This is a genomic window from Paenibacillus sp. FSL L8-0470, assembly GCF_038008625.1.
Classification (GTDB): Bacteria; Bacillota; Bacilli; order Paenibacillales; family Paenibacillaceae; genus Paenibacillus_AQ.
This window is the reverse complement of record NZ_JBBOZM010000001.1, coordinates 2,808,535-2,831,969: the sequence shown is the minus strand read 5'-3', so window position 1 is coordinate 2,831,969 and position 23,435 is coordinate 2,808,535. Positions and strand designations below refer to the sequence as shown.

Annotated in this window: 17 protein-coding genes; 3 read left to right on the top strand and 14 right to left on the bottom strand. The window is 46.2% G+C overall.

Features of this window, described 5'->3' with window-relative positions:
• Nucleotides 1-6 precede the first annotated feature (6 nt).
• Nucleotides 7-2,211 (bottom strand): 2,3-diaminopropionate biosynthesis protein SbnA, encoded by a 2,205-nt coding sequence (gene sbnA, locus NST99_RS12715; protein WP_341092115.1) that lies wholly within the window; start codon nucleotides 2,209-2,211, stop codon nucleotides 7-9.
• A gap of 165 nt (nucleotides 2,212-2,376) precedes the next feature.
• On the opposite strand from sbnA, the gene NST99_RS12710 reads away from it, so the two are divergent.
• Entirely contained in the window at nucleotides 2,377-3,177 is an 801-nt protein-coding gene (locus tag NST99_RS12710) for a YheC/YheD family protein (RefSeq protein ID WP_341092112.1), read from the top strand.
• Between the two features lie 79 nt (nucleotides 3,178-3,256).
• On the opposite strand, the gene mnhG is transcribed toward NST99_RS12710, so the two are convergent.
• From mnhG to NST99_RS12680, 6 genes are read right to left on the bottom strand one after another with little or no spacing between them, the layout of a single operon-like run.
• Nucleotides 3,257-3,625, bottom strand: a complete 369-nt coding sequence (gene mnhG, locus NST99_RS12705; RefSeq protein WP_341092110.1) for a monovalent cation/H(+) antiporter subunit G — start codon at nucleotides 3,623-3,625, stop codon at nucleotides 3,257-3,259.
• Nucleotides 3,615-3,908, bottom strand: a complete 294-nt coding sequence (locus NST99_RS12700; protein ID WP_340899068.1) for a Na(+)/H(+) antiporter subunit F1 — start codon at nucleotides 3,906-3,908, stop codon at nucleotides 3,615-3,617. Before NST99_RS12700 ends, mnhG begins: the two co-directional genes overlap by 11 nt.
• Complete coding sequence (locus NST99_RS12695) at nucleotides 3,908-4,384, bottom strand: Na+/H+ antiporter subunit E (RefSeq protein WP_341092107.1); 477 nt, start codon at nucleotides 4,382-4,384, stop codon at nucleotides 3,908-3,910. Before NST99_RS12695 ends, NST99_RS12700 begins: the two co-directional genes overlap by 1 nt.
• A 16-nt stretch (nucleotides 4,385-4,400) precedes the next feature.
• Nucleotides 4,401-5,876: a Na+/H+ antiporter subunit D gene (locus tag NST99_RS12690; protein ID WP_341092106.1), complete on the bottom strand. Its 1,476-nt coding sequence runs from the start codon at nucleotides 5,874-5,876 to the stop codon at nucleotides 4,401-4,403.
• Nucleotides 5,873-6,208 carry a Na(+)/H(+) antiporter subunit C gene (locus NST99_RS12685; RefSeq protein WP_081966165.1) on the bottom strand — a complete coding sequence of 112 codons (336 nt, stop codon included), beginning with the start codon at nucleotides 6,206-6,208 and terminating at the stop codon, nucleotides 5,873-5,875. Before NST99_RS12685 ends, NST99_RS12690 begins: the two co-directional genes overlap by 4 nt.
• On the bottom strand, nucleotides 6,196-9,063 hold the full coding sequence (locus tag NST99_RS12680; protein ID WP_341092103.1) for a Na+/H+ antiporter subunit A: 2,868 nt from the start codon (nucleotides 9,061-9,063) through the stop codon (nucleotides 6,196-6,198). Before NST99_RS12680 ends, NST99_RS12685 begins: the two co-directional genes overlap by 13 nt.
• A 321-nt stretch (nucleotides 9,064-9,384) precedes the next feature.
• Between NST99_RS12680 and NST99_RS12675 the strand changes: the two genes are divergently transcribed.
• Complete coding sequence (locus NST99_RS12675) at nucleotides 9,385-10,095, top strand: response regulator transcription factor (protein WP_341097635.1); 711 nt, start codon at nucleotides 9,385-9,387, stop codon at nucleotides 10,093-10,095.
• Nucleotides 10,076-11,491 (top strand): HAMP domain-containing sensor histidine kinase, encoded by a 1,416-nt coding sequence (locus NST99_RS12670; RefSeq protein ID WP_341092102.1) that lies wholly within the window; start codon nucleotides 10,076-10,078, stop codon nucleotides 11,489-11,491. Before NST99_RS12675 ends, NST99_RS12670 begins: the two co-directional genes overlap by 20 nt.
• Before the next feature lie 75 nt (nucleotides 11,492-11,566).
• On the opposite strand, the gene NST99_RS12665 is transcribed toward NST99_RS12670, so the two are convergent.
• The 7 genes from NST99_RS12665 to manZ form a co-directional block, all read right to left on the bottom strand.
• The gene (locus tag NST99_RS12665; protein WP_341092101.1) at nucleotides 11,567-11,911 is read right to left on the bottom strand and encodes an Asp23/Gls24 family envelope stress response protein; all 345 of its coding nucleotides are present in this window, start codon (nucleotides 11,909-11,911) and stop codon (nucleotides 11,567-11,569) included.
• Between the two features lie 27 nt (nucleotides 11,912-11,938).
• A complete protein-coding gene (locus tag NST99_RS12660; protein WP_341092099.1) occupies nucleotides 11,939-13,018 on the bottom strand; it encodes an AI-2E family transporter in 1,080 nt (359 codons plus the stop codon).
• A 408-nt stretch (nucleotides 13,019-13,426) separates the two neighbouring features.
• A complete protein-coding gene (locus NST99_RS12655) occupies nucleotides 13,427-15,499 on the bottom strand; it encodes a serine hydrolase (protein WP_341092096.1) in 2,073 nt (690 codons plus the stop codon).
• A 301-nt stretch (nucleotides 15,500-15,800) separates the two neighbouring features.
• Nucleotides 15,801-16,610, bottom strand: coding sequence for a Cof-type HAD-IIB family hydrolase (locus NST99_RS12650; protein WP_341092094.1), 810 nt, complete (start codon nucleotides 16,608-16,610; stop codon nucleotides 15,801-15,803).
• A 27-nt stretch (nucleotides 16,611-16,637) separates the two neighbouring features.
• The gene (locus NST99_RS12645) at nucleotides 16,638-17,405 is read right to left on the bottom strand and encodes a DeoR/GlpR family DNA-binding transcription regulator (RefSeq protein WP_341097634.1); all 768 of its coding nucleotides are present in this window, start codon (nucleotides 17,403-17,405) and stop codon (nucleotides 16,638-16,640) included.
• Nucleotides 17,406-17,578: 173 nt separating this feature from the next.
• Nucleotides 17,579-22,498: a GH32 C-terminal domain-containing protein gene (locus NST99_RS12640; protein WP_341092092.1), complete on the bottom strand. Its 4,920-nt coding sequence runs from the start codon at nucleotides 22,496-22,498 to the stop codon at nucleotides 17,579-17,581.
• Nucleotides 22,499-22,602: 104 nt separating this feature from the next.
• Entirely contained in the window at nucleotides 22,603-23,427 is an 825-nt protein-coding gene (gene manZ / locus NST99_RS12635) for a PTS mannose transporter subunit IID (RefSeq protein WP_341092089.1), read from the bottom strand.
• Between the last annotated feature and the right edge of the window lie 8 nt (nucleotides 23,428-23,435).

The window sequence follows — 23,435 nt, the reverse complement described above, 5'->3', positions numbered from 1 at the left end:
TTGCATTTAGTTAGGGACATCTCCGTCTTCAGACGAGAGCTCCCGGCCGAACTGGTTCTGAATCCATGAGTCCGAATATACGGTATCGAGGTAACGTTCTCCCTTGTCATGCAGAATGACTGCGCAGAGGGAGCCCGGAGTTATTTCTTGCTCCATACGCTTGACGGCGGCAATAATCCCTCCGGAGGATGCACCGGCCAGGATCGATTCATTCTGCGAGAGCGCCCGGCAGCCTTTTACGATCTCCCAGTCCGAAACATACACGATATGGTCGATTAGGTCTTTTCTGCAGAAAGGCGGCACAATGCCGGCACCCAGTCCGGGAAAACGCCGGCTGCCCTTATTTCCGCCAAAAATAACGCTGCCCTCCGCGTCGACAGCCACGATCCTGGTCTTTAGCCCATGATCCCTTGCGTATTCCGCCAGCCCCCTGATCGTGCCGCATGTACTGACACTGCAAAATAAATAATCCACCCGGCCAAGCTCGGTCACGATCTCTTTCATGGTCGTATGGTAGTGGGCCAGATAATTATTTGCGTTTCCATACTGATTCGGCCAAAAGCTGCCGGGTATCTCTGCCAATAGCTGCTGTACGCGTGTGAGCCTGGCAGGGAGAAACTCGCCTGTTTCCGGGTCTGGTTCGGCGACATAGTCGATTTTTGCATCCAATGCCTTCAGGATCTGAATATTCGTTTCGGTTGTCCGGGGGTCGATAACGCTGATAAACCGCAGCCCCAAATATTTGCAAATCATTGCCAGGCTAATCGCCATATTCCCCGAACTCGATTCAATAATGACAGTTCCAGGCCTTATTCTACCTTCCTTCCAAGCCTCCTGGATCATCCGCAGGGCAGGACGGTCCTTCGCACTTCCGCCCGGATTCAGCAGCTCCATTTTGGCGTAGACCTCAAACCCGCTGTTCTGGAACAGGTTGCTCAGCTTGATTAAGGGCGTATTTCCGATGGTCGACAGTATGCCGCCACTCAAGTTCATCTCTGCCCTGTCTTTATCTTTCTGGTAATATAGCTTTTTGTTCTTTACCTGCCCGCTCTCCAGCGTCTCGCCATTGGCCACTATAAAGACCTCAATATCGTCAAGCAGATGATTTCGAATCATCATGCCGATTTCCGGAATGCACTCTCTGATTTCCTCCCTGATTGCCGGAGCCGTGGAGTTAACTGCAGATTTACTTTTAATATAAATGGTCAGCGCATTGTTCCTTACCTTCACCCGGATGATTGCATCTTCTATATGACGGTATACAACCTGTTCGATATCGTACAGGCTAATTTTTTCTCCATGTTTCAGTTCCCGGCCCACCCGTTTGACGATTGAGGCAAAGCTCTGCTTTTCCACACCGCCTATCATCACAGGTCTGAAATCCCTTACCACATCATAGGTAACAAAACGAATGGCTGGCATCATCTTGCGGACGGTTGAAGTAAGAACAAGAATACTTTCATTTTTACCCAGCGGCCTTAAATCCCCGCCTAACGCCTCCGTCCCGAGCCCTTCCGCAAAAATCCCTTCGGCAAGGATGTACCTACCTAGCTCATGAGAGTAATAAGCAATTGTGCCCATTTCAATGGAGCCATAAGTATCGACGATGTCCCGTGGATCAAGACCGAACAGGCGCGCCATATTCCGCTGCCAGCCCAGTGTGGCGATTTCCCCGACCAGAATGATCTTGCGGATGCCGAAGTCGCGCGGATTTCCGGCGGCATATACGATATGGTCAAGGATGGAAGGCATCGTATACAGCAGCTCAGGCTTAAAGGCTTGCAGCCGTTCAATGTGCTGTTCGATGGGAAGATCAAAGGGTATTGAACTCTTTTCGAGTCCCAGCCGCTCAAATATGGACAGGGCCGTGTTCGCTGCATGTCCGGTACCCATGTCCGCCAAAGCTCTTGTGCAGCCGCTTCCCGCAAGCAGCTCACCGAACAGCTTTGTTTTGATATCAATGTAGTTTTTATCGTCTTCCTCTGAGTAGAATATCGCTTTTCGGCGGCCCGTGCTTGTGCCCGACGTCCGGTATACGGCCAGAGAAGGGTCACTATCTTGGGTATAATAATGGGTATCCAGAATCTCCGACGTCATAAGCGGAAGGTTCTGTAGGCTATAACTCGTCTTCTCCCCGCCGATCATCCGCTTGTACCAAGGAAAAACCCCGGTGACTTCCAGAACCTTATCCTGCAAATTGCTGAGCAGCATCTTCGCCGCCTCCTATTGGCCGCATGCTGCAGCCTCATTAGATAAACACCTGCAATAATCTTATGTAGAATTCTCCGGGTGTGTTCTATTGCTGTGCAGATGCCCAGTCAAAAACTGAACATTTCCGTAATATAGCCTATGGAACTATAGAGACGGAGGGACAAGATGAAGAAGCAAATAAGGCATATATCCAATAAGCTGACGAAGACAAAGGTGATGGCGCGAAGCCGAGAATTAAGGACATACATCCCGGTAACGAGAAAAATGGATCAAAGCACGCTTCATGAGATGCTGCAAAAATATAATATGGTCTACATTAAGCCATGCTGCGGTTCCTTGGGGATAGGTGTGATGCGGATGGAAAAGACCGCCCGGAAGGAGCGGATTCAATACAGCTATCAGGCGGGTACGAATGTACGCAGCTTCCCGGATTACGACACGGCTTATCGCGCAATCTTAAAGGAGACCCAGGGGAAGTCCTATTTAGTGCAGAAAGGGATCCGGCTTTTGGTTCATGAGGGCCGCCCCTTCGATATCCGGGTGATGGTGCAGCGAAATCTTAAGGGTGGGTGGGAAGCTACAGGGGTTGCAGGACGCGTAGCACATCCCCGGAAGGTTGTTACTAACGGGAGCCAGGGGGGGACGATTTATCCGGTTGAAGTATTGTTGAATGCCTACACCAGCCTGGAGAAGCGTAAAGTATTGATCTCGGCCCTCAAGGAAATGGGTGTGAAGTCCGCCAAGCAGCTAAGCACAACCTTTCCCGCCCTCCAGGAAATCGGCGTGGACATTGCCTTGGACCGGCGTCTCAAGCCCTGGATTCTGGAAGTGAATACTTCCCCCGATCCCTGTCCGTTTACCAAGCTGAAGGACAAAAGCATGATTAAACGGATCGTCAAATACGCTAACGCCTACGGCCGCACATATAATCTGAAGTGTATGAAATCTAAACAGGGTGTGGTGTAACCTGCGGGGTTGTCTGCGGAACAAAACAGCCGGATTCGGCGAATTGTGGAGCTGCTCTTCCACAGCTCGCCTGCTCCTGTCAGCGGTCTTGTTCTACAGACTGCACCTGATCCTCTTCCATGGAGGGCTTCAGGTCATCCTGAATGCTGCCTTCCCATAGCGGGACTCCTGACCGGTAGGCTGATCTGCCGTTTAAATGGCCTGCTACCGGAGAGGTAATAAATACAAAGACGATAGCAAGCAGCAGCTTATAGCTGACCGTTCCATCGTGAAACAGGAAGTAGACAAACGCTCCGCTCAGCACACAGAGCACCCCAAGTGTTGCGCTTTTGGTAGCGGCATGTGAACGCAGGTACACATCGGGCAGCCGGACCAAACCGAATGCGCTCAGACCGCAGAATACGGCGCCTAGCAGCACCAGAATCGAACTGAACAACTCACCGGTCATGCCTGTCACCTCCCTCTTCAAATACAATGCCCCGTTCAATATATCTGGCCAGCGCCGTCGTTCCTATAAAAGTAAGAATGCCGATCACCAGAATAATCTCAAGAAAATCCTGTGTATCCAGCAGCATAGAGACTACCGCAATCATAGCCAGCACATGGATGCCTATCGTATCCAGCGCGGCAACCCGGTCAGAACGGGTCGGTCCTTTAAGCAGACGGTACAGACAGGCCAGCATAGCCACCGATAATATAATCAGCGCTGCGGTTAACAAAGTCAGACTCATCAGCGGGTCACCTCCATAATGGCTTGCTCAAAAGTGCCTCTGATCTGCTCGGTAAGCAGCTGTGCATCTTCAATATCAATGGCATGGATGTACAGGATCTTTCCATCTCCCGAAACATCAAGTGTCAGTGTTCCCGGTGTCAGGCAAATCAAACAGGATAATAAAGTGATTTCCCACGCGGACGTTAAGGTGGTCTCATAAGCAAAAATACCGGGACGTATAGCCAGCTTTGGACGAACGATATGACCAATCACCACAAAGCTCGACACCACCAGCTCGCGGATAAATATCAGCAGCAGCTTCAGCATTGCCCATACTCGTTTGAGATAGAAGGGCTGTGTCCATGACTTCCGCAGGATCAGCAGAATGAATATTCCAAGCACATACCCCACGATAAAGCTTGAGCCCGAACTGTTGTTATTCAGCAGCATCCACATGAAAGCAATCATCAGGTTGAATAGTATTTGCAAAGCCATCTCCTCTACTCCTTCATTACAGCTTCATTACAGCTTCAATATAAAGCCCGGGTGAGACTAAGATATCTCCGGCCTGCGATACATAGGTGTATACCCACTCCGCCCCAATACCCATTGCAATAACAAGAACAAGCAGTCCGGCAGCAACGGCCGAAGCGCTTTTTAAGTTGACCTTTGGCAATTCTGTCTCCGGTTCATTTCCCCAAAATGCCAGTCTGAACACCTTCATCAAGGAATACAGTACAAGAAAGCTTGACGCCAGACCAATCAGAGACAAGGTCAACATGCCGTTATCCAACCCTCCGCGAATGATCAGAACCTTGCCGGCAAAACCGCTGAGCGGAGGAATTCCCACAAGCGCAAGCGCCAGTATAAAAAACATCCAGCCGAGCAAGGGGTACTTTCTGATCATCCCCCCCATGTTCTTCAAGTGTTCCGTTCCTGCGGCAGAGATGATCATTCCTCCGAGAATAAACATCAGTGCTTTCGCCAGCATATCATGGAGCAAATAGAATACCGCCCCGTTCAGAGAATCAGGTGTCCCAACTGCCAGGCCAAAAGCAACAAAACCAACGCTGATAATGACATTGTAATTAAGAATACGGGGAATGTCCTGATAGGCCACAGCTCCCAATCCGCCCAGAATCATTGTAGCCGCCGCCATCCAGGCTATCCAAGGCTGGGTAAAGCCCGGATCGTTTACAAACAGGAGGGTAAATGTGCGAATAATTGCATACAAGCCTACTTTAGTCAACAAAGCGCCAAACAAAGCCCTGACCGCCGCCGGAGGTGCACTATACGACCCAGGCAGCCAATAAAACAGAAAGAGTCCGGCCTTTAAAGAAAATACAATCAGAAACAAAATGGCTATTACATTAAGTACACCGCCTTGCCCCGCTTCAGCAATACGCTGGGACAAATGGGCCATGTTGAGCGTGCCCACTGCTGCATAGAGATAAGCTACCGCCGCCACGAACAGTGTGGAGGATACGATGTTTATCAACAAATATTTTGACGTCTCCCGGAGCTGGAGCTTCGTCCCGCCAATAGAAATAAGCGCGTAGGAAGAAATGAGCATCACCTCGAAGAAGACGAACAGATTAAAGATGTCCCCTGTAAGGAAGGAACCGTATACCCCTACTAGCAAGAAATGAAAGAAGGTATAGTAGTAAAAGCGCTCCCGCTCCTCACCTATACTGCGGAAGGAGTAGAGCAATATGGCAAAGCTGGCCAACGAAGCCGTCAGCAGCAGCAATGAAGCCAACATATCGCCAACGAACACAATGCCGTAAGGCGGGGACCATCCCCCCATCTGCAGGGTTTGTATACCCTGATCGTGAACGCGTGAGACCAGAACAGCAGCAATGACGATATTCAGTAATCCGCTGGCGGAGCTGATCCAGCGCTGGAGCCGGATTCTTTCTTTCAGGAAGATCAGGATCACCGCTGTACATAGGGGGATCAGAATCGGCAGCACCAACAGATTGCTCATTCCTTCTCCTCCTTGATACTGTCGATTTCATCCGTACCCAGTGTCTGGTAGGAACGGTAGGCCAGAACAAAATAGAACGCAGTAACTCCAAAGCTGATCACAATGGAGGTTAAGATCAGCGCCTGCGGCAGGGGATCGACATAAGTCTCCGCATTGTCTCCCAGCACAGGTGCAGCGCCTTTTTTGAGTCCGGCCATTGTGAGGAGCAGCAGATGGACGCCATGTGTCAGCAGGGAAGTTCCCAGCACAATGCGCAGCAGACTTTTGGACAGAATCAGATAGACACCAATTGTAAATAAAATCCCTACAGCCACCGCCATTATGAGTTCCATTGTTTATCCCCCCCGATTGATAATATGATGTTCATGGTTACACCCACTACGGCCAAATACACGCCCAGGTCAAACAGAACCGCAGTCGCAAGCTCTGTATCCCCGAGTATAGGCAATTGAAAATGACCAAAGGCATGACTCAGAAACGGTGCATTAAATATGAAAGAACCTGATGCCGTAACAATCGCGATCAGCAATCCGGCTCCCGTAATCAGGCGGTAGTTCACCGGAAGAACCTTACGGACCGTATCCATGCCAAAAGCGACAGCCATCAGAACAAGCGCGGCGGAAGTCATCAGCGCTCCAATAAAACCTCCCCCCGGATGGTTGTGGCCCGCAAAGAACAAATACAAGGAGAACGTAAGTATAATGAGGACAATTCCCTTGGACATGGTCTGCAGGATCACATCATTACTCCGCAGCCGTAAGGCTGAGTTTCCAGAATGGACTTTTCCGGCTTCAGTCTGACCGGGTTCCATTCTTAAATGAATCAAGCCATAGATGGCCATTGAGGCGATACCGAGCACCATAATTTCAAACAAGGTATCAAAGCCGCGGAAATCCACCAGAATGACGTTGACTACATTTTTACCGCCGGCTAAATGGTAGCTTTCCTTCAGGAAATACTCGGAAATCGGTTCAAAGGGACTGCTCCCCATCGCCGCCAAAGCAATTAAAGTTGTGGTGATACCCACACCAAGGGCGATAATCAAGTTCGGCAGCTTAAACCGCAGGCGCTCCTTCTCCTTCTTCAGCTTCGGAAGATATCTGAAGCAGAGAAGGAAGAGAATGACCGACACCGTCTCTATCATCATTTGCGTAAGCGCGAGATCAGGCGCCCGGAAGATGACGAACAATAGTGTTACCATATAGCCGACACAGCCAGTGAATAAAATCGCACTGACCCGTGATTTGGCAAACGGCACCGCGAATGCCGCAAGCAGCATAACAGCTATTACAGCTGTCTCATAAATGGACAGTGGCGCATAGTGCTCCATGCCGAAACTGATACCCGGTTGTCCAATTAGAGCGGCAAGCAACGCGATAATAAAGAAGCTGAAAATATACAGCAAATAATGACGGTTGGAGCCGGTCATATAGGCATTAGTTAGGCGTTTTGAGCCCCGCTCCAACAATTGAAGGCTCCCATCATAGAGATGGTTGAGCGTTTTCCGTCCGCTTGGCTTACGGTCCAAGACCCGCAACCGGCTGTAGCTTCGGTATAACAGCACACCGGCAGCGATAACACCTATTGTCATAAATATCTCCGGTGTCCAGCCATGCCAGAAATGAATCGAGACCTCGAACGTATCTTTAGGCGCCAATACCCCGTTATGGATCGACGCCATGGCCGGCTCAATCAGGGAATTAGAAACAAGCTCAGGAAAGAAAGCAAAGACTACAGCAAGGGAGACCAGCATCACTGGTGACAGCAGAAGGCCGAGCGGCGCTTCATGCGGCATTTTATCCAATTTAGCCTTCTGAAGTTTACCCCCAAAGGTCTTAAAGACGAGAATCATACTGTACACAAAGGTAAACACACTGGCAAGCCAGGCGGCTACCGGAAAAACCCCCATCCAGGAGCCAGTATTCAGTATGTCGAACTCACGGATATTCAGCATAGCGGTAAAGAACATTTCTTTACTGAGGAACCCGCTGAACGGCGGCAAGCCTGCCATGGAGAATGCGCCGATCAATGCGACCGAGAAAGTAATGGGCATGAGCGACATCAGCCCGCCCAGCTTGCGGAGATCCCGGGTACCCGTTTCATGGTCAATAATTCCGACAACCATAAACAAGCTGCCTTTAAAAACAGCATGATTCAGGAGATGAAAGAGGGCCGCTGTAGTAGCCATAGTATAGAAAACAGCTTCTTCCTTCCCGGCAAAAAAGGAAGCCGCCGAACCAAGTCCCAGCAGAGACATAATCAGACCAAGCTGGCTGATGGTAGAGTACGCAAGTAAGCCTTTGAGATCGCTTTGCTTAATCGCTTTAAATGCCCCATAGATCAGTGTGACCATTCCTGTGAGCGAAACCAGCCAGAACCACCCGGATTGACCTGCAAAAATAGGGGTGAGCCGTGCAACCAAATAGATTCCCGCCTTAACCATCGTAGCCGAATGAAGATAGGCGCTGACCGGTGTCGGTGCTTCCATCGCATCAGGCAGCCAGATATGAAATGGAAATTGGGCGGATTTCGTGAACGCTCCCAGCAGGATTAGCAGCATCGCCGGGATAAACATGGACTGGCCCGGCAAAGATCCGGCTACAGCTACAATTTCCCGGATACTATAAGTTCCAGTCATGACGTATAACAGATTAAATCCGGCAAACATAGCCAGACCGCCAAACACCGTAATGAGCATTGACTTCATCGCACCGTAACGCGATCTTTCCCGGCGGTGCCAGAAAGCAATCAGCAGGAATGAAGAAATACTCGTGAGCTCCCAGAATCCGTATAGAACCATCAGATTATCTGACAGCACAACACCCAGCATCGCCCCCATAAACATCAGCAGGTACACGTAGAATTGGCGAATCCCTTCGCTGTGCTTACTCAGATAATAAATGGAATAGAGTACCACCAGAGCGCCCATTCCGGTAATCAGCAAAACAAACAACAGGCTGAGTCCATCAAGGTAAAGTGTAATATCGACTCCAAGTGAAGGCATCCAGGAGAAGCTTGTCATTAGATTTGATCCTGCTTGAATACTTGGGATTCTTGTCAGGAAGTAGAGAAATAGCGCTGCAGGCAAGGGCAGAACAATCCAGCCCACATGAAAACGCGGCAAATATTTAGTAAGCGGAATAAATGCAGCAAGCAAAAATGGAAGTAAAATTACAAGATGCAGCACGGTCCAGCACTCCTCCTCTTTTATTCATTCTCTAGTTTTCTGCTATTGCGGTTGTATCCATTCATTCTTTACAATTCTCAGGTATTGATAATTAACTTATTTTCCCAGTAAAAAACACGAAAAGAGCCCGCTTTTGGCAGGCTCCTCCGTTTGATTCCGTATACAATTACTGATAATTATACAGTCAGCGCAAGAAACTGTAAAGCCCCGTTCGAACGAATGAAAAAAGATAAAAACAATAATCCATAAATATTTATCCAATCTTTAGGTTTGGTTTAGAATGAGTAAAGGTTAGAGAGTTATATTGAGTAGGGGTGATTTATTATATTTACGATACTGATCGCTGATGACGAACTCGAAATCGTCGAATTGCTGCAGCTTTACCTTGAAAAGGACTACCATATTTTGAAGGCTACCAACGGTATGGACGCTTTACAGATCATTGGAGAGCATACCATTGATTTAGCTATCCTAGATATTATGATGCCGGGGATGGATGGATTACAGCTGCTTAAGAGTATTCGCCGGGCGTATCATTTCCCCGTCCTGTTCTTATCGGCCAAAAGCCAGCATCATGACAAAATTCTCGGTCTGGAGCTAGGAGCGGATGATTATATCTCTAAGCCCTTTAATCCGCTGGAGGTTGTTGCCCGTGTCAATGCTTTGCTGAGGAGAGTCCATCATTTTGATGTCTCCCCTGTGGACAAGGAGCCGGCGGTTGAGAAAATTGTACTTGGAGCACTGACACTAGATCTGAGCGAGTGTGTTCTGTATGTCTCAGGGGAACCGGTTGTGTTGACCTCCACTGAATATAAAATTCTTAAGCTGATGATGGAGGAACCGGGGCGGGTGTTCACACGTAAGCGAATTTATGAAGCCGTCTGGGAAGATTTCTACATGTATGAGGATAACAGTATCATGGTACATATCAGCAACATCCGCGAGAAGATTGAGCTGGACTCCAAGAAACCTGAGTACCTGAAAACCATCCGGGGATTGGGGTACAAAATTAATGCGCCTGTGGAAAACTAGAAACCAACGGCCGCTGCAAACGTCGCTTGCCTTTGATTTTTTACGGTTTCTTGTCATTGTTCTTGTCATTTCGCTTGGCGCTTATTTGTTTATACAGCTCGATGTGACGCAAAAACTAAAGGATTATCAACTTGCAGATCCGGATTTAAAGGTCACGGCAAGCCAATATTTGAATAATCCCAAATCCGGACCGGAAACCGGGAAATTGCTGCGCAGCCGGGGCTGGCTTGAAATCTTGGACGGAAGCAAGCTCATCAAAGAAGTGATCGGAAATAAACAGGATCAGATGATTAGCTACTCAGAGGAACAATTGTATAAGCTGCTTGAGAATGATCGAAGTCAGGATTATTACTATTCATTGTCCCGCTACCCGGGCCCTGGTTCGACAGACTGGCTGCTGCTGAAAATCCCACGGGACCGCATTGACATCTCCATTAACAGCTACCCGTTTATGTCCTATTTTAACCAATCGGTTACCTTCTATATTTTGATTGGAGCGATGGTGCTTCTGGTGCTGGTTGTTGTTTACAGCTATTCTGTAGCCCGGCGGATTCTGAAACCGCTCAAAACCATTAATGAAGGATTAAAGGAAATGATTCAAGGCAATTACAGCACCAGGATCTCTGTCCATGCCGAGCAGGAATTCGAGCAAATGGCTGAAACGTTCAACTACATGGCAGATATGATTGAGAAAACTACCAAGGCTACGCGGCTGGCGGAAGAAAGCAAGCAGCGAATGATGATGGACCTCTCTCATGATCTGAAGACCCCGGTCACCAGCATTCAGGGTTATGCGCAAGCCCTGTATGAGGGCCGCGTCGAGGATGTGGAAAGACAGCGAAAATATCTGTCATATATTCACAATAAGTCCTCCCAAGTCACTAAATTAATTCAAAATATGATGGAACTGCTCAAAACAGATTCGCCGGATTTTCTGTTGAAAATGGGGCATCACGAGCTTGGCGACTTCCTGCGGGAAATTATCGCCGATTCGTATGGAGAAATCGAACAAAAGCGGTTTACGCTTCAGTTCCAAGTACCCGATCAGGATGTTTATGCGCTCTTTGATCCTGAACTGCTGTCACGAGTGGTCTATAATCTGATCACCAATGCTCTGACTTATAATCCGCCCGGAACGACTCTTCGGATTGAGCTCATTCCCCAAGCCACCCGAATGGTCATTGAAATTGCCGATAACGGTGTGGGGATTCCGCAAGAACTCAGATCCACCCTTTTCGATCCCTTTGTGCGGGGAGATGAAGCCAGAACGGCATCTGGAGGAACCGGCTTAGGCTTGGCTATAGCCCTGAAAAATACGGAAAGAATGGGCGGAACGTTGGAACTGGCCAACCCCGGGAAGGAATCAACCGTTTTTAAGATCACTTTACAAAAATAGTCTAGCCCAAAAGAAATAGCGGCAGTGCAGGACGATAGAAGAATGTCCTCGACTGCCGCTGTTTTATTGAAAAAATCAATTTGGCTCCGGTATAATACCGACCACGGTCACATTCACTTGCGACACTTTTAATCCAGTCAGTATTTCAAGGCTGCTCTTAATTTTTTGCTGCAAAAGCTGCGCGAGCTGGTGAAGGGGAGTGCCTAACACAAAAATCGGAAAGATGTGAACCGCCAGCTCTCCCCCGTTTATCTGGAGGTCAATAGCTTTATAGAAGTCATCTCTATTTTTGCGTTTGGTTTTGCCTTCCATAAGCGCCTTCACTTCTTCCGCTTCCTGAATCGCCTTGCCGGCAATCTTCAATATGGCCCGGTTTGAGATTGTAATGTTGCCTTTGTTTCCGTTAATTAAGTTATTCATCCCATCGCCTCCTTCGATTTATTCGAACTATAGTCCCTCCCACTTTTCTTTAAAGAACAAATGATACGTATGCTTAGATAAAATTTTGATGACCATATACACTGGAATAATGATCAGCATGCCAATGAATCCAAAGAAATTCCCCACTCCCAGCACAAGAACTGTTGTGGTGATGGGATGAATATCAAGGCTTTTGCCAAAGACCAACGGTGAAATGATGTTATCCTGAACCTGCTGTGCCACCAGAATAATAACCAAAGCCCACAATCCCACAGCAGGAGACTCAACCAGACCTACAATCACGATAGGAACAGATGAGATGATGGCCCCAAAATAAGGAATAAAGTTCATAATGACGGCAATCAGTGTCAATACAAGAGCATAAGGTAATCCGATCAAAAGGAATCCGAGATACATCAGGACACCCAGCGCCAGATTAACGATAACTCTGCTAACGATATAACTGCTGAGCGCGGCATCGATTTCTTTTGTAATTGTACTGGTTTTCCCGCGAAAACGTTTCGGAACAGCTCTTACGATGATTTTCCCGAATTTGTCGCCCTCCTTAAGCATATAGAACAACAATATTGGAAAGGTAAACAGGATGATCGCTAAGTTGGAGACCGCCGAAAATAGCCCTGTGACATAACTGGTTAATAAAATGAACCCCTTGTTTAAATATTCATTTAATTGGGAGAGCAGGCTGAAATCTTCGGGGAAAATTTTCGAGAAAACCCCTGTCTTCTCCAACTCCACAATTTTATCGTTTAATAAATTGAAAAGATGGGGCGCATTTTGCACCAGATTTATTAATTGCGATTTCAAGGGAGGCCAGACACCCCCAAAGAATGCCATTACAATGATAAACAAGAAAAGGTAAATCAAAAGGATCGCCGGTGTTCGCTTCAATTTCCACTTTTCCAGCAGAGGAAGTAAAGGCCGCAAGATATAGTAGAAAAAAACGGCTAACAGCATCGGGATGAGGATCACACCCGTCAGCGCCTTAAAGGGTTTAAAAATAAAATCCACTAAAGAACCCACATAAATGATTGCAAGGACCAGCAGTATTGCTTTACCTATGGTAAGAAATTTATTCACATTTTTCATCTGCCATCTCCTGCTCTATCCAGCTTATTTGTATTAATATAGCGTTCCAATCTTTATACACTCTAAACTGAACCTAAAGATTAGATAAATATTATGATTGCGGAAAGGAATGTTGCCTCCTTTTAAAGAGAAATCAGATCGCTTGTTTCCAATGACCACGCTTAGTCACAATTTTATATTTTTACTATTTGTACAAAATTCGTTCGGACACTTCATTGTGAATTCAAAACATTTACTCGTATTGACAAAAAAACACCTTGCTTGTTGGGTATCATGGAAGTGCGACCAACCATGCCAACAAGAAAGGTGCGTGACTCTAATACCAGCACAAAGGAGTTGAGTATTGAACTGAGTAACTCAATGATTGAGTAACTCAATAATTAGGTAACGCTCTGATTAGCTCTCTAATTAACCTTCCACTCCGTATAACAATACCGGAATTTTTTTACAAAAAGTATCAAACATGACGGCTGCTTCCTGACGAAGCATGGGGCGGGTTGGCTCATAATCAACAGCGCCATTAGCATCCACCTTCACCTCAGGCCCATAGAGCTGCATAGCGGCTGCAAATTGCACTGCTTCTGAAGCCCAAGGTGCCGGCAACGTTCCCGTCAGCTTGGCTTGTGGCGCCTGAGCAGATACATTGGATTGAATGAATCTCCAAAGAATAGAAGCCGCTTCTTGTCTGGTAATGGCACGGTCTGGCTCAAAGCGGCCATCCTGTGTCCCTTTTAACCCTGCATACAGAACTGCTGATTGAATCTCTTGTGCCAAATCATGCCCTACTACATCCTTAAATATTACTGGGTCTTTAGATAGCTGGAGCCCGACAACTTTCATCAACAGCTGCACAAATTCTCCACGTGTCATGGCTTCTTCCGGTCTAAAGGAATTCGCGGCATTTTTATTCAGAAATTGCTGTTGATTTAATTGGTCAATCGAAGCCGCATAGGGACTATCGGCAGATACATCAGAGAATGGAGACTGCACAGGCATTTTTTTCAGGAAGCTATCCGGATAGTTGTAATACATGTATTCAATTTCACCATGCTCATCTGCCTTAAAGCCTGCCTTTACACCTTGTTCATCCTCAAATAACAATGCCTCTAGTTGTTGAAGCTTATGAGTTCCCTTTGCATCCTTAATAATAAGTGTTCCATCCTCACCCGCTTTCACTTCTGCATTAAGCAGAGGGATTCTCAAATCTTGAAATCTCCCTTCAAACTTGGCCAAGCTTTCCTTGGATGATTTAATTGGTGTAACAGCCTTATGTTGTTCAGGATAGAATTGATCCATAAATGAGCCAAATATCTCATCGCGGGGGTCCAGCGCTTCACCGTTGACAATGATCATGGCACCTACCTTTTGCTCCGGCACCATCCACAGCCAGGAGTGATAACCAGGAAGGTCACCACCTTTTCCAATGACCTTCTGACCATTGAAAAGATGATGATGCATAACTTCAAAACCATAAGACATCACGGGTAGTCTGTCATTAATACCGTATTGATAGGCTTCCATTGTATTTGTCGTTTTTTCCTTCAAAATGCGGCCATCACCAAGCTTGCCTCCATCTAACATAGCGAGCATGTATTTGGCCATATCACTACCGGTAGAGAACATGCTGCCACTGGGATCTACGTCAGGATAATTAGGATATACAGCGATTTCTTTACCTGCATCATCATAGGTTTTTGCAAGATTTTGTTGGACTTGTGGCGATAATAAAAAGTCACTATGTGTCATGCCAAGCGGCTTAAATATGTTTTCTTTTACGTAAGTATTGAAGTCAGTTTTAGCTACATTTTCTACGATATATCCCTGGTGTACAAAAGCCACATTATCATACCGGTAGGCCTCGCCAGGTTTTATTTTTACCATAGGTACGTTATTTTTCACATAATCCTGGAGAGAAACACCTGGAGTATTTCCAGAAAAGTCAGTATAATCATAACCTGTTGTGTGGGTCATCAGGTTCTTCGTCGTAAGGGGAACGCCTGTCTGATTGGGGATTGCAACTCCATTCATATACGCAGAGATATCACGATCCAAGTCTATCTTGCCTTGTTCGGTAAGCTGCATCACCGCTGTAGTCGTAAATAGCTTGGAGATAGATGCCATTCTAAATCGGGTAGTGTCAGGATGGATTGGTGTTTTGGAAGCCACATCTGAGTAACCATATCCTTTGTTAAGCAGTACTTTGCCATCCTTTACAACTACAAACAATGCCCCAGTAAGCTTCTTCTTCACGTCAGCGCGGGCAAAAAAAGCATCCGCAAATTCCTCTACGGATTTAGCTGTGATCGGAGGAATTGCAGAGGTTGCTGTCCCTTTCCCAGCTAAGCTTTGGGTTTGGGCCTGATTGTTATTTGGTGTGACCGCTGCATAAGCAGGTAAGCCAGATGATGACAGGACTAGGCCTGCGATCAAGACACTAGCTAGGATGACCAGTCTGGGCTTTTTACAATTTGATGGTTTCATATATATACTCCTCTTCTTGGGTTTTTCTTCCATCATAAATTGTATAATACCCTCATTTCCAGCCACAACCATCGTTAGCCCAGTTATACCCAAACCAAAAGTTAGTCACCAGTACTGAACGATGGTCCAGGCTATAACCCGACCTTGGTCCATTTCCACCTATAAAAAGGCCCTAACCTCTCGAAAACGAGTAGATTAGGGCCTTCGTTGTTTTTTCAAATAAAGGTTATAGACTCTGCCATACACTCCACCGTCTTAGTTCCTATTTAGAATATTCAGCGCTCAGAAATAGCAGTGAAATTTATAAGTCAACAGACAAAACAAATTTCTCCAGTCCCATTTTCAAACCGTCTTCATCATTGCTTAACGTAATCTTGTCGGCAATTTTTTTAACTTCGTCCGGCGCATTTCCCATTGCAATTCCAAGTCCTGCGTACAAAATCATGTCCATGTCATTATAGTTGTCTCCAATGGCCATTGATTCACGATAGGTAATATCAAATATCCCTTCGAGCTCCTGAATGGCGTACGATTTGGACACCATCTCATCCATAATTTCCAGATATGTTCCCTTGGATTTATAAATACTGATACCCGTAACTTCTTTTTTGATTTGTAGTGCAAGCCTCTCAATGTCTTCGGGATCTCCCATGCATAGAATTTTGTGAGTATCATGATCTTCTTCAATATATGAGGAGAGCACCCTCTGTATGGGGGATCCATTAATAATATCCGCTTCTTGAATTACCCAAGGATTTTGAGTGCTGTCAACGATCCACTGGTCATGACCATACAAGTTAAAACTGATGGAAGGATAATGATCCACTACAATATCATATATCCCTTTGATGCTCTGTTTCGATAAACAGATGTTATGAAGGATTTCTCTGTTGCCGTCCAATATTAAAGCACCACTGTAACAAATGACGGGAGCGTGAAGTTTGAGCTCTTGCTGAAGAGAAAAAATGCTGCTTGGCATTCTCGCTGAAACGAGAACAAAAGGGATATTTCTTTCCATTACTTTTTGGATCGTATTTTTGGTTTCAGCTGTAATTTGATGTCTGGAATTTAACAACGTCCCGTCAATATCGCTAAAGATTGCTTTTATCATCGCTTATGGCTCCCTTACGACTATTTTTTACTGTTCTTCCTCAAGCACCTTGATAATTTCTACCCCGCTTTCCTGCAACATCAATAATGAATGTTCCGGTGTCCCCTGATTTGTAATTAAAATATCAATTTCGGAAAAATCGAGTCCTTTAAATGGGCTTGTTAAATTGAATTTTTTCGAATCTGCCAATAAAAAAACTTCCCTGGCACGTCTTGATACGAGCTTTTTAATGAAAGCATCATCACGGTTGGCAAAATACACTCCGTCTTCCATAATGGCGGCAGCGCCTAAAAAAGCTTTGTCAAAAAAAACATCATTCAACTGCATAGCCGTGTCGTGGTCATAAAAAAAACGATTTTCATGATTGAATTTGCCCCCGAGCAAATTTATATTAATCTCACTTTTTGCTGACAAGGCTTCTGCATTATCCAGCGAGTGTGTATAAACCGTAACGTTCTTGTCCAGTTGCCCACAGAGCAGTTGAATGGTCGTCGAGACATCCATGAAACAAACATCTCCGTTAGCAAGGTGTGCGGAAGCTGCTTTTGCAATGAGCATCTTTTGCTTTGTTGCTGAGGTTACACGTTCCTTGTAGGCTTTTATTTCTTCTTTTAATAAAGGTAAGGCGATTCCTCCATGCGTCCTGATGACACCCCCTTCATGAACCAGCTTAATAATATCCCGTCTTGCCGTATCCCTCGAGATATTCAATAAATCACAAATTTCCGAGTTTGATAATTGGTTACGGCTTTGGAGATACTCTAAAATTTTAAAAAGTCGTTCTTCTTGGTTAATATAAAGCCCTCCTCTCCTTAATATTCATTATAAGCGATTAAGCGATTTTTATTAAGCATTTTTAAGTATTTTTTATGAAATAAGCGAATTACTTATACAAGGCATTTTTACATAATAAGTCCCCGGTCCTCATGCGCATTGCACTAGGAGTCCGGGGACCTGATTCATATTGCCTAATTGTTGATAAATTCAATTTTTTGAAGCAAACGTTTAATTATCGCTACCGCTTCAGCGCGGGTAGCTGTTGCATGCGGCTCAAAGTGTCCCGTGTCCATGCCCTGCGTTATGCCCAGAGCTGTCACTTCGGCTACTGCATTTTGCGCCCAGACTGAAATAGATGACCGGTCGGCATATCTGTCCAGCTTTTGCCCGGATTTGCTGCTGACTGAGAAATGCCCGGTATATTGCAGTGCTTGATGGACAAGTATAGCTATTTCCTGTCGGCTAATGCCCGATTCCGGACGAAAGGCCCCGTCTTCATAACCTTTGACCAGCCCGGCTGAATAGGCTGCACTGAGGTATCCGCCGTACCATGAATCCTTGACTGTATCCTTAAAGACTGGAGTCTCCCGTTCTTCAAGCCCAAGTGCACGAACAAGCATGGTGGAAAATTCGGCCCGGGTAACAGGCCTGGATGGCTCAAATATTCCCTTTACCGAACCGGCAACAATTCCTTTTGCCGCAAGCAGTTCGATGTCCGCTTTGCCCCAGTACCCGGCTGGCAAATCAGCGAAGACCGGGCTGCTGTTGGCAACGGTATACACACCATTGGAATTATGCTTTATTTCAACGGATGCTCCATCATCTCCAGCCCGGAAAATGCTCGGCACAAAGACAAGTTTCCCTCCGGCTTCATCGTAGCGGACTGCAGTGGAACGATCGGGGTCCATCGCTAAAGAAAGCGGAAGTGTCCGGCTCACATAGGTATCACCGAAATCAAGAGCGGTTGTCGTACTGCCTGTTACTGCTTCAACCTTGAAGTCGACAGGAGTCGTTCCCACGGTTGCTCCCGCTTTTGCAGCCGCTTCTTGGATAGCAGCATTTTGCTTCATTGTTGCCTTGGCTAACGTTATTCGCAGCCCTGGCATGCTATCGGAAGGTGTGGCATCCCTATTCACCATGCTGGCCGGAAGGGTATATGTCCCCAGTTCCGTAATCACCTTAAGATCCAGAGTTCGATGCTCTTTCCAAAGCTTAGCGGCCATGCCGGTCAGTTCAACACTTACCACATCAGCCCCGTTAGCCCGTACATGCAAAGTTATTGCAATACCTTCTTTCTCTGGCATTGCTTTAAGTAAAGTGAGATCATCCACGGCCACTATGGCTTCTTTCCTGCCATCAGCCTTTTGCGTAACACCCGGAGCATACTCCAATCTGCCTGGAATAATTGAAACCGGAATGGTTGCGGTGGACGGCTGCTTAACCGCCTTGCTGTTGCTGTCCTTGTTCTTCTCAATATTGTCACCGGAAGAGCTGGAATCGTAACCTGTTTTTCGAATATTTTTAAAGTATGCTGTTGTATCCCCTACATTTAAGCCAAAATATCCTCGTGTATAGCTTTGATCTCTGGTATCAATCACCAATTGGCCGTCCAAATAAGCCTTTATGGAATCCCCGACAGCTGCAACTTTGAGGTTATAATCCTGATTCGTCCGCAGCTTCAGCTTTCCGTCATTGGTATAGATGACAAGTTCACTTCTGATCCCGTCAACAAATTTTATGAGCTTGACCGCATTATTCCGTACATCCACATTAATTGCATACGCATTTTTCGCCGTAGGGTCTGAACGGAAGACCAAGGCACCAGCGCCGATGGGATTTCCTATGTTATCTTTTTCAGGATCATCGGGGTGAGAATCTGTATCAGGCACTTTAATGTCCGCCTCATAAAAAAAGTTCCCTCCAACCTCACTGGACAGAATAAACGCATCCCCTACGCTCTGCCCCTGTTTTCCATGGATAGTATCCGCCCAATTGCCGCTAATCGTCGTCCAACCTGTCAGTAGTGAAGCAAGAGAAAGGGGTTCTTTCCAGATACTCTTTAACGAAAATATTTGTAAAGACTTTAATTTCACATTCCCGTTCTTGCTGTAGATTTGCAGACCATTGCTCGAAGGGCCCGGGAATATTTGGTCGGTTATCACTGTTTCCCCATTATTCCCGAACACCTCCAGTGCCGAGCGGTCAACAAAAACATGCATTTTCACCGTACCGTTTGAAGCCTTCAGCGGGCCTTCATGTTTGTCTGCGATGTCAGGTCCAAACTTATAACTCCCGGAATTCGCACGGTCAACGAACAGCTTTTCTTTGTAGACATCATACCCGACTGTTGTATATTCATCATTTCCTTTACGAACCTTGAAACCAAACTCGGTTGCTTGGGTCTTGGACAGATCAAACTCGGCGATCATTTCAAATGTGTCGTCAGAAAAGTTGGACAGGAGGTCGCTTTCTCCATTTATCTTTTCATTTGTATATGAGGCCTCTTTAGTTTTTTCACGAATGCCGGCCAGGGAAACAGGTGTTTGTTTTAACCGTAATCCCTCCTCTGTCTGGGTCAGCTCCACCGTTCGCGGCAGTGACAAAGAGCCTCTCCATGTTGAAGTGGGAGTACTTTCAGCATAAGACCAGTTACTCATCCAGCCAGCCCAGTATTTCTCGCCATTCGCCCCTTCAATTCCATTCCACTCCACGGCGGCATAATAATCGGCTCCGTAATCGGACCATAATATTTTATCGGAAGAATTCTCATTGGTGAAGGTTTTCCCATCAAAGCTTCCTACAAAATATTGCATTCCTGATCCGCCTGCCGGTGCTCCCGGATTGATACTTATCTGCAGAACCCATTTCTTGTGTTCAGGGTTGCCATCTACAGGCAATTCAATTAATGTAGGGCATTCCCATACACCGCCTATACTTCCGTTTGTAGAAGGTATCCACGAACCTGAGATGGCAGACCAATCCGTAATGAGGCCGCTTTGTGCTGACTTGTCTTTCTCCGGCTCTTGTGCTACTTTGTCAGCGTTTTCCGGTATAGACCCTTCATTATAAACATTGACATCATCCAGGTTGATATGCCCCCAACTGCCCGTCGCGTTGTCCACAGCTTTGATATATAACACTTCACCAATATAACTGGAAGCATCCCATACGTATTTGTGATACGTTTCCTCTTCAGATCCCGTATTTGCTTGACGAAGCAATTCCTGATCGTCGGATGCTCTGACTAACGATACATAACGGTTGTTGACGTCTTTGCCTCCTCCCATCATCAGGTTGATCTCCCCAGAGCCGCCCAATTTGAAATAGGATGAACGCAGTTCTCCGGTAGCATCATCCCCCTTGTGCCGATCAGAAAACCCCCATAGATGATATTTGCCTTGCTGGTTGAAAACTCCACCCCACCAATCTGTTTGATCCGTTACATGGTTATTGGTAAATGCATCCCCCCGCACATTGGTCCACCCGGTCAAATCCCCTGTTTCAAAATCATGGTTAAGGATTCCATTCTCTTCTGTTAGGATGTTTTTGCCAAATTGAACATCCTGGAAGATCCCCGAGGCATTCCCAAGATGTAAACCGAAAAGGCCGGAGGAAAAGGTGGAATCATTTACATCTTGAGTAAGTTTTCCATTCACATATACCTTTATATTCTCTCCATAAGTCCTCACTTCTAAAGGATAACTGGAATACGTATCGAGAGATACAGTGGCCTCAGCCAGAACTGATTGCTTCCCGTCCTCAAGCTTCATCAATTTTATCTTATCGTTGTGAACGTCGAGATTCGCCACATATCCATTTCTTGCTCCTGCATCTGCCCGGAAAACAAGCGAGCCTGCTTCATCTCCTCCATCCGATAATTTAATGTTCGCCTGATATCGAAAGTCCTCCCCGGTTTGCCCGCTCATTACATATGAATTCTGTGCGGAAGTCCCCCTCATTCCTTCTAAGGTGTCTTCCCAGGAACCACTAACAGCGGTCCATTTTGACAAATTGGTCACAAAGTCTGATGTATTACTGAATTTCACATTTCGAAAAGAGGCTGTTGAATTCCATGCGGTTAGCCCATAGTAGCCGTATGCAAATTCATCATCTGTTTGGTCGATAGCCGATTGGTCGTTTACAAAAACCTGAATTTGATTTCGATTTGTTGTAATTCGTAAATGATAGGTAGATGAAGTATCCAGGCGCCAAGAAGTGGCCGCAATTTCCAGACTTTCTCCATTCCTATTTTTGGTTAAAGTCACGCGATCATTTTTGGCATCCAGATTTACCACATAACCGTTGGCCGCCTGCTTATCAGAACGAAAAACCAGCCCTCCTGATCCTTCCCGGCCATTTTTTGCATTGAGGGTAATGTCGCCCTCATAGTTGAAAGACCCACCTCCTTGCGGAGAAATCGCGTAAGAAGTTGAATCCAGACTATTGGCCTGAATTCCACCATCCGGGCCAAATTCACTGGCATAAGTCCAATTTTTTAAATTGGGTGAAGTATAGAACATCGCCTTGTTGTTAGCAACTAACGACATCACCCATTGATTGGATCCTTCATGCCAAAACACTTTGGGATCACGCCAATCAGCGGCGGGAGGATCAGACATTACAGGATTGCCTTCATACATATCCCATGTTCTTCCTTTGTCCAAGCTGTAAGCGATGCTTTGAACTTGACCCTTATCACCTGCATGAGTAAAGAGAGCTACCATTGCTTCCTTTCCAAATCCGGCCGTATTTCCCCAGTCGACTACAATGCTTCCGGAAAAAATTTGTCCGTGGATATCGGGAGAGAGTGCAACGGGGAGATGTTCCCAATGAACAAGGTCACTACTCACTGCATGCCCCCAATGTAGTGAACCCCATTTTGTTCCGTATGGATGATACTGGTAAAACAAATGGTATTCACCCTCATAATAAACCATCCCATTGGGATCGTTCATCCAGTTAGCCTCGGGAGAAAAATGAAATTGATTCCGGTACGTTTCCTGATAATAGCCTGGATCTGATGCAAACGCTTTCGATACTGGTGTAAAAGATAATAAGATGATGATTCCAAGGACTAAAGAACAAACCCGATTAATATTTTTTCTCCTCATTTTTTCACTTCCCTTTTAAAATTTCATAAATTAAGATAAAGCGCTTACAGACATTGAAAGGACATCCCGGTCAGGGATATCCTCCTTGACCGGACAGGAATTATTCAAGCCAAGACACCGAGAGCATATCCAATAATACCTATTGCGAACAGAGCAAAGATCAGAGCTATAGCATTCACTTTCTTTTTGAGCAGTCTCATGCAAAGGAAGGTCAGCAAGAGTGGTAGCAGCCCGGGCATTAATTGATCCAAAATCATTTGTACAGTGGTGACAACTTCTTTCCCATCCGAACCAGTGTATCTTGACACCTCCAAAGGTACATTCAAGGTAGTCCATTTGGATACAAGTGCACCCATAACAAAGAGTCCTAAGATAGAAGCCGATTCCGTGAGTTTTTGTAACCGATTACCTGACATGTCGGAAACAATCTCCGTCCCTTTCCGGTAACCGTATTTCAGACCGTACCATTTAGTTGCCAGACGAAGGACGTTAAAGAGCAGGAAAAAGAGTACAGGGCCGATGATGCTTCCAGATAAAGCAATAGAAGCTCCAAGCGCGGCCAAAACCGGACGTATAGTCCCCCAAAAAATAGGGTCGCCAACCCCAGCCAAGGGCCCCATTAAACCGACTTTCACACCGCTGATGGTGGCATTGTCGATCGGTTGGCCATTCGCTTTCTGCTCTTCCATCGCCGCAGTCACACCCATAATGGGTGCAGAAATAAACGGTTGAGTGTTAAAGAATTCCAAATGCCGCTTTAAAGCTTCTTTTTGATCCTCTTTCTTGCTGTACAGCCGCTTAATCGCCGGAATTAAGGTAACGCAAAAGCCAATCGACTGCATTCGCTCAAAATTGAAAGAGCCAAGCAGGAACCATGAACGGACAAACATTTTGTTTAAGTCGTTATTGGTCAGCCTCTTTTCTTCCATTGTACTCC

Coding starts and splice junctions, on each gene's coding strand:
- NST99_RS12685 (WP_081966165.1), bottom strand. CDS start 6,208: ATGGAACTCATAATGGCGGTGGCTGTAGGGATTTTATTTACAATTGGT.
- NST99_RS12710 (WP_341092112.1), top strand. CDS start 2,377: ATGAAGAAGCAAATAAGGCATATATCCAATAAGCTGACGAAGACAAAG.
- manZ (WP_341092089.1), bottom strand. CDS start 23,427: ATGGAAGAAAAGAGGCTGACCAATAACGACTTAAACAAAATGTTTGTC.
- NST99_RS12700 (WP_340899068.1), bottom strand. CDS start 3,908: ATGAGTCTGACTTTGTTAACCGCAGCGCTGATTATATTATCGGTGGCT.
- NST99_RS12655 (WP_341092096.1), bottom strand. CDS start 15,499: ATGAAACCATCAAATTGTAAAAAGCCCAGACTGGTCATCCTAGCTAGT.
- NST99_RS12695 (WP_341092107.1), bottom strand. CDS start 4,384: ATGGCTTTGCAAATACTATTCAACCTGATGATTGCTTTCATGTGGATG.
- NST99_RS12670 (WP_341092102.1), top strand. CDS start 10,076: ATGCGCCTGTGGAAAACTAGAAACCAACGGCCGCTGCAAACGTCGCTT.
- mnhG (WP_341092110.1), bottom strand. CDS start 3,625: ATGACCGGTGAGTTGTTCAGTTCGATTCTGGTGCTGCTAGGCGCCGTA.
- sbnA (WP_341092115.1), bottom strand. CDS start 2,211: ATGCTGCTCAGCAATTTGCAGGATAAGGTTCTGGAAGTCACCGGGGTT.
- NST99_RS12690 (WP_341092106.1), bottom strand. CDS start 5,876: ATGAGCAATCTGTTGGTGCTGCCGATTCTGATCCCCCTATGTACAGCG.
- NST99_RS12665 (WP_341092101.1), bottom strand. CDS start 11,911: ATGAATAACTTAATTAACGGAAACAAAGGCAACATTACAATCTCAAAC.
- NST99_RS12650 (WP_341092094.1), bottom strand. CDS start 16,610: ATGATAAAAGCAATCTTTAGCGATATTGACGGGACGTTGTTAAATTCC.
- NST99_RS12640 (WP_341092092.1), bottom strand. CDS start 22,498: ATGAGGAGAAAAAATATTAATCGGGTTTGTTCTTTAGTCCTTGGAATC.
- NST99_RS12660 (WP_341092099.1), bottom strand. CDS start 13,018: ATGAAAAATGTGAATAAATTTCTTACCATAGGTAAAGCAATACTGCTG.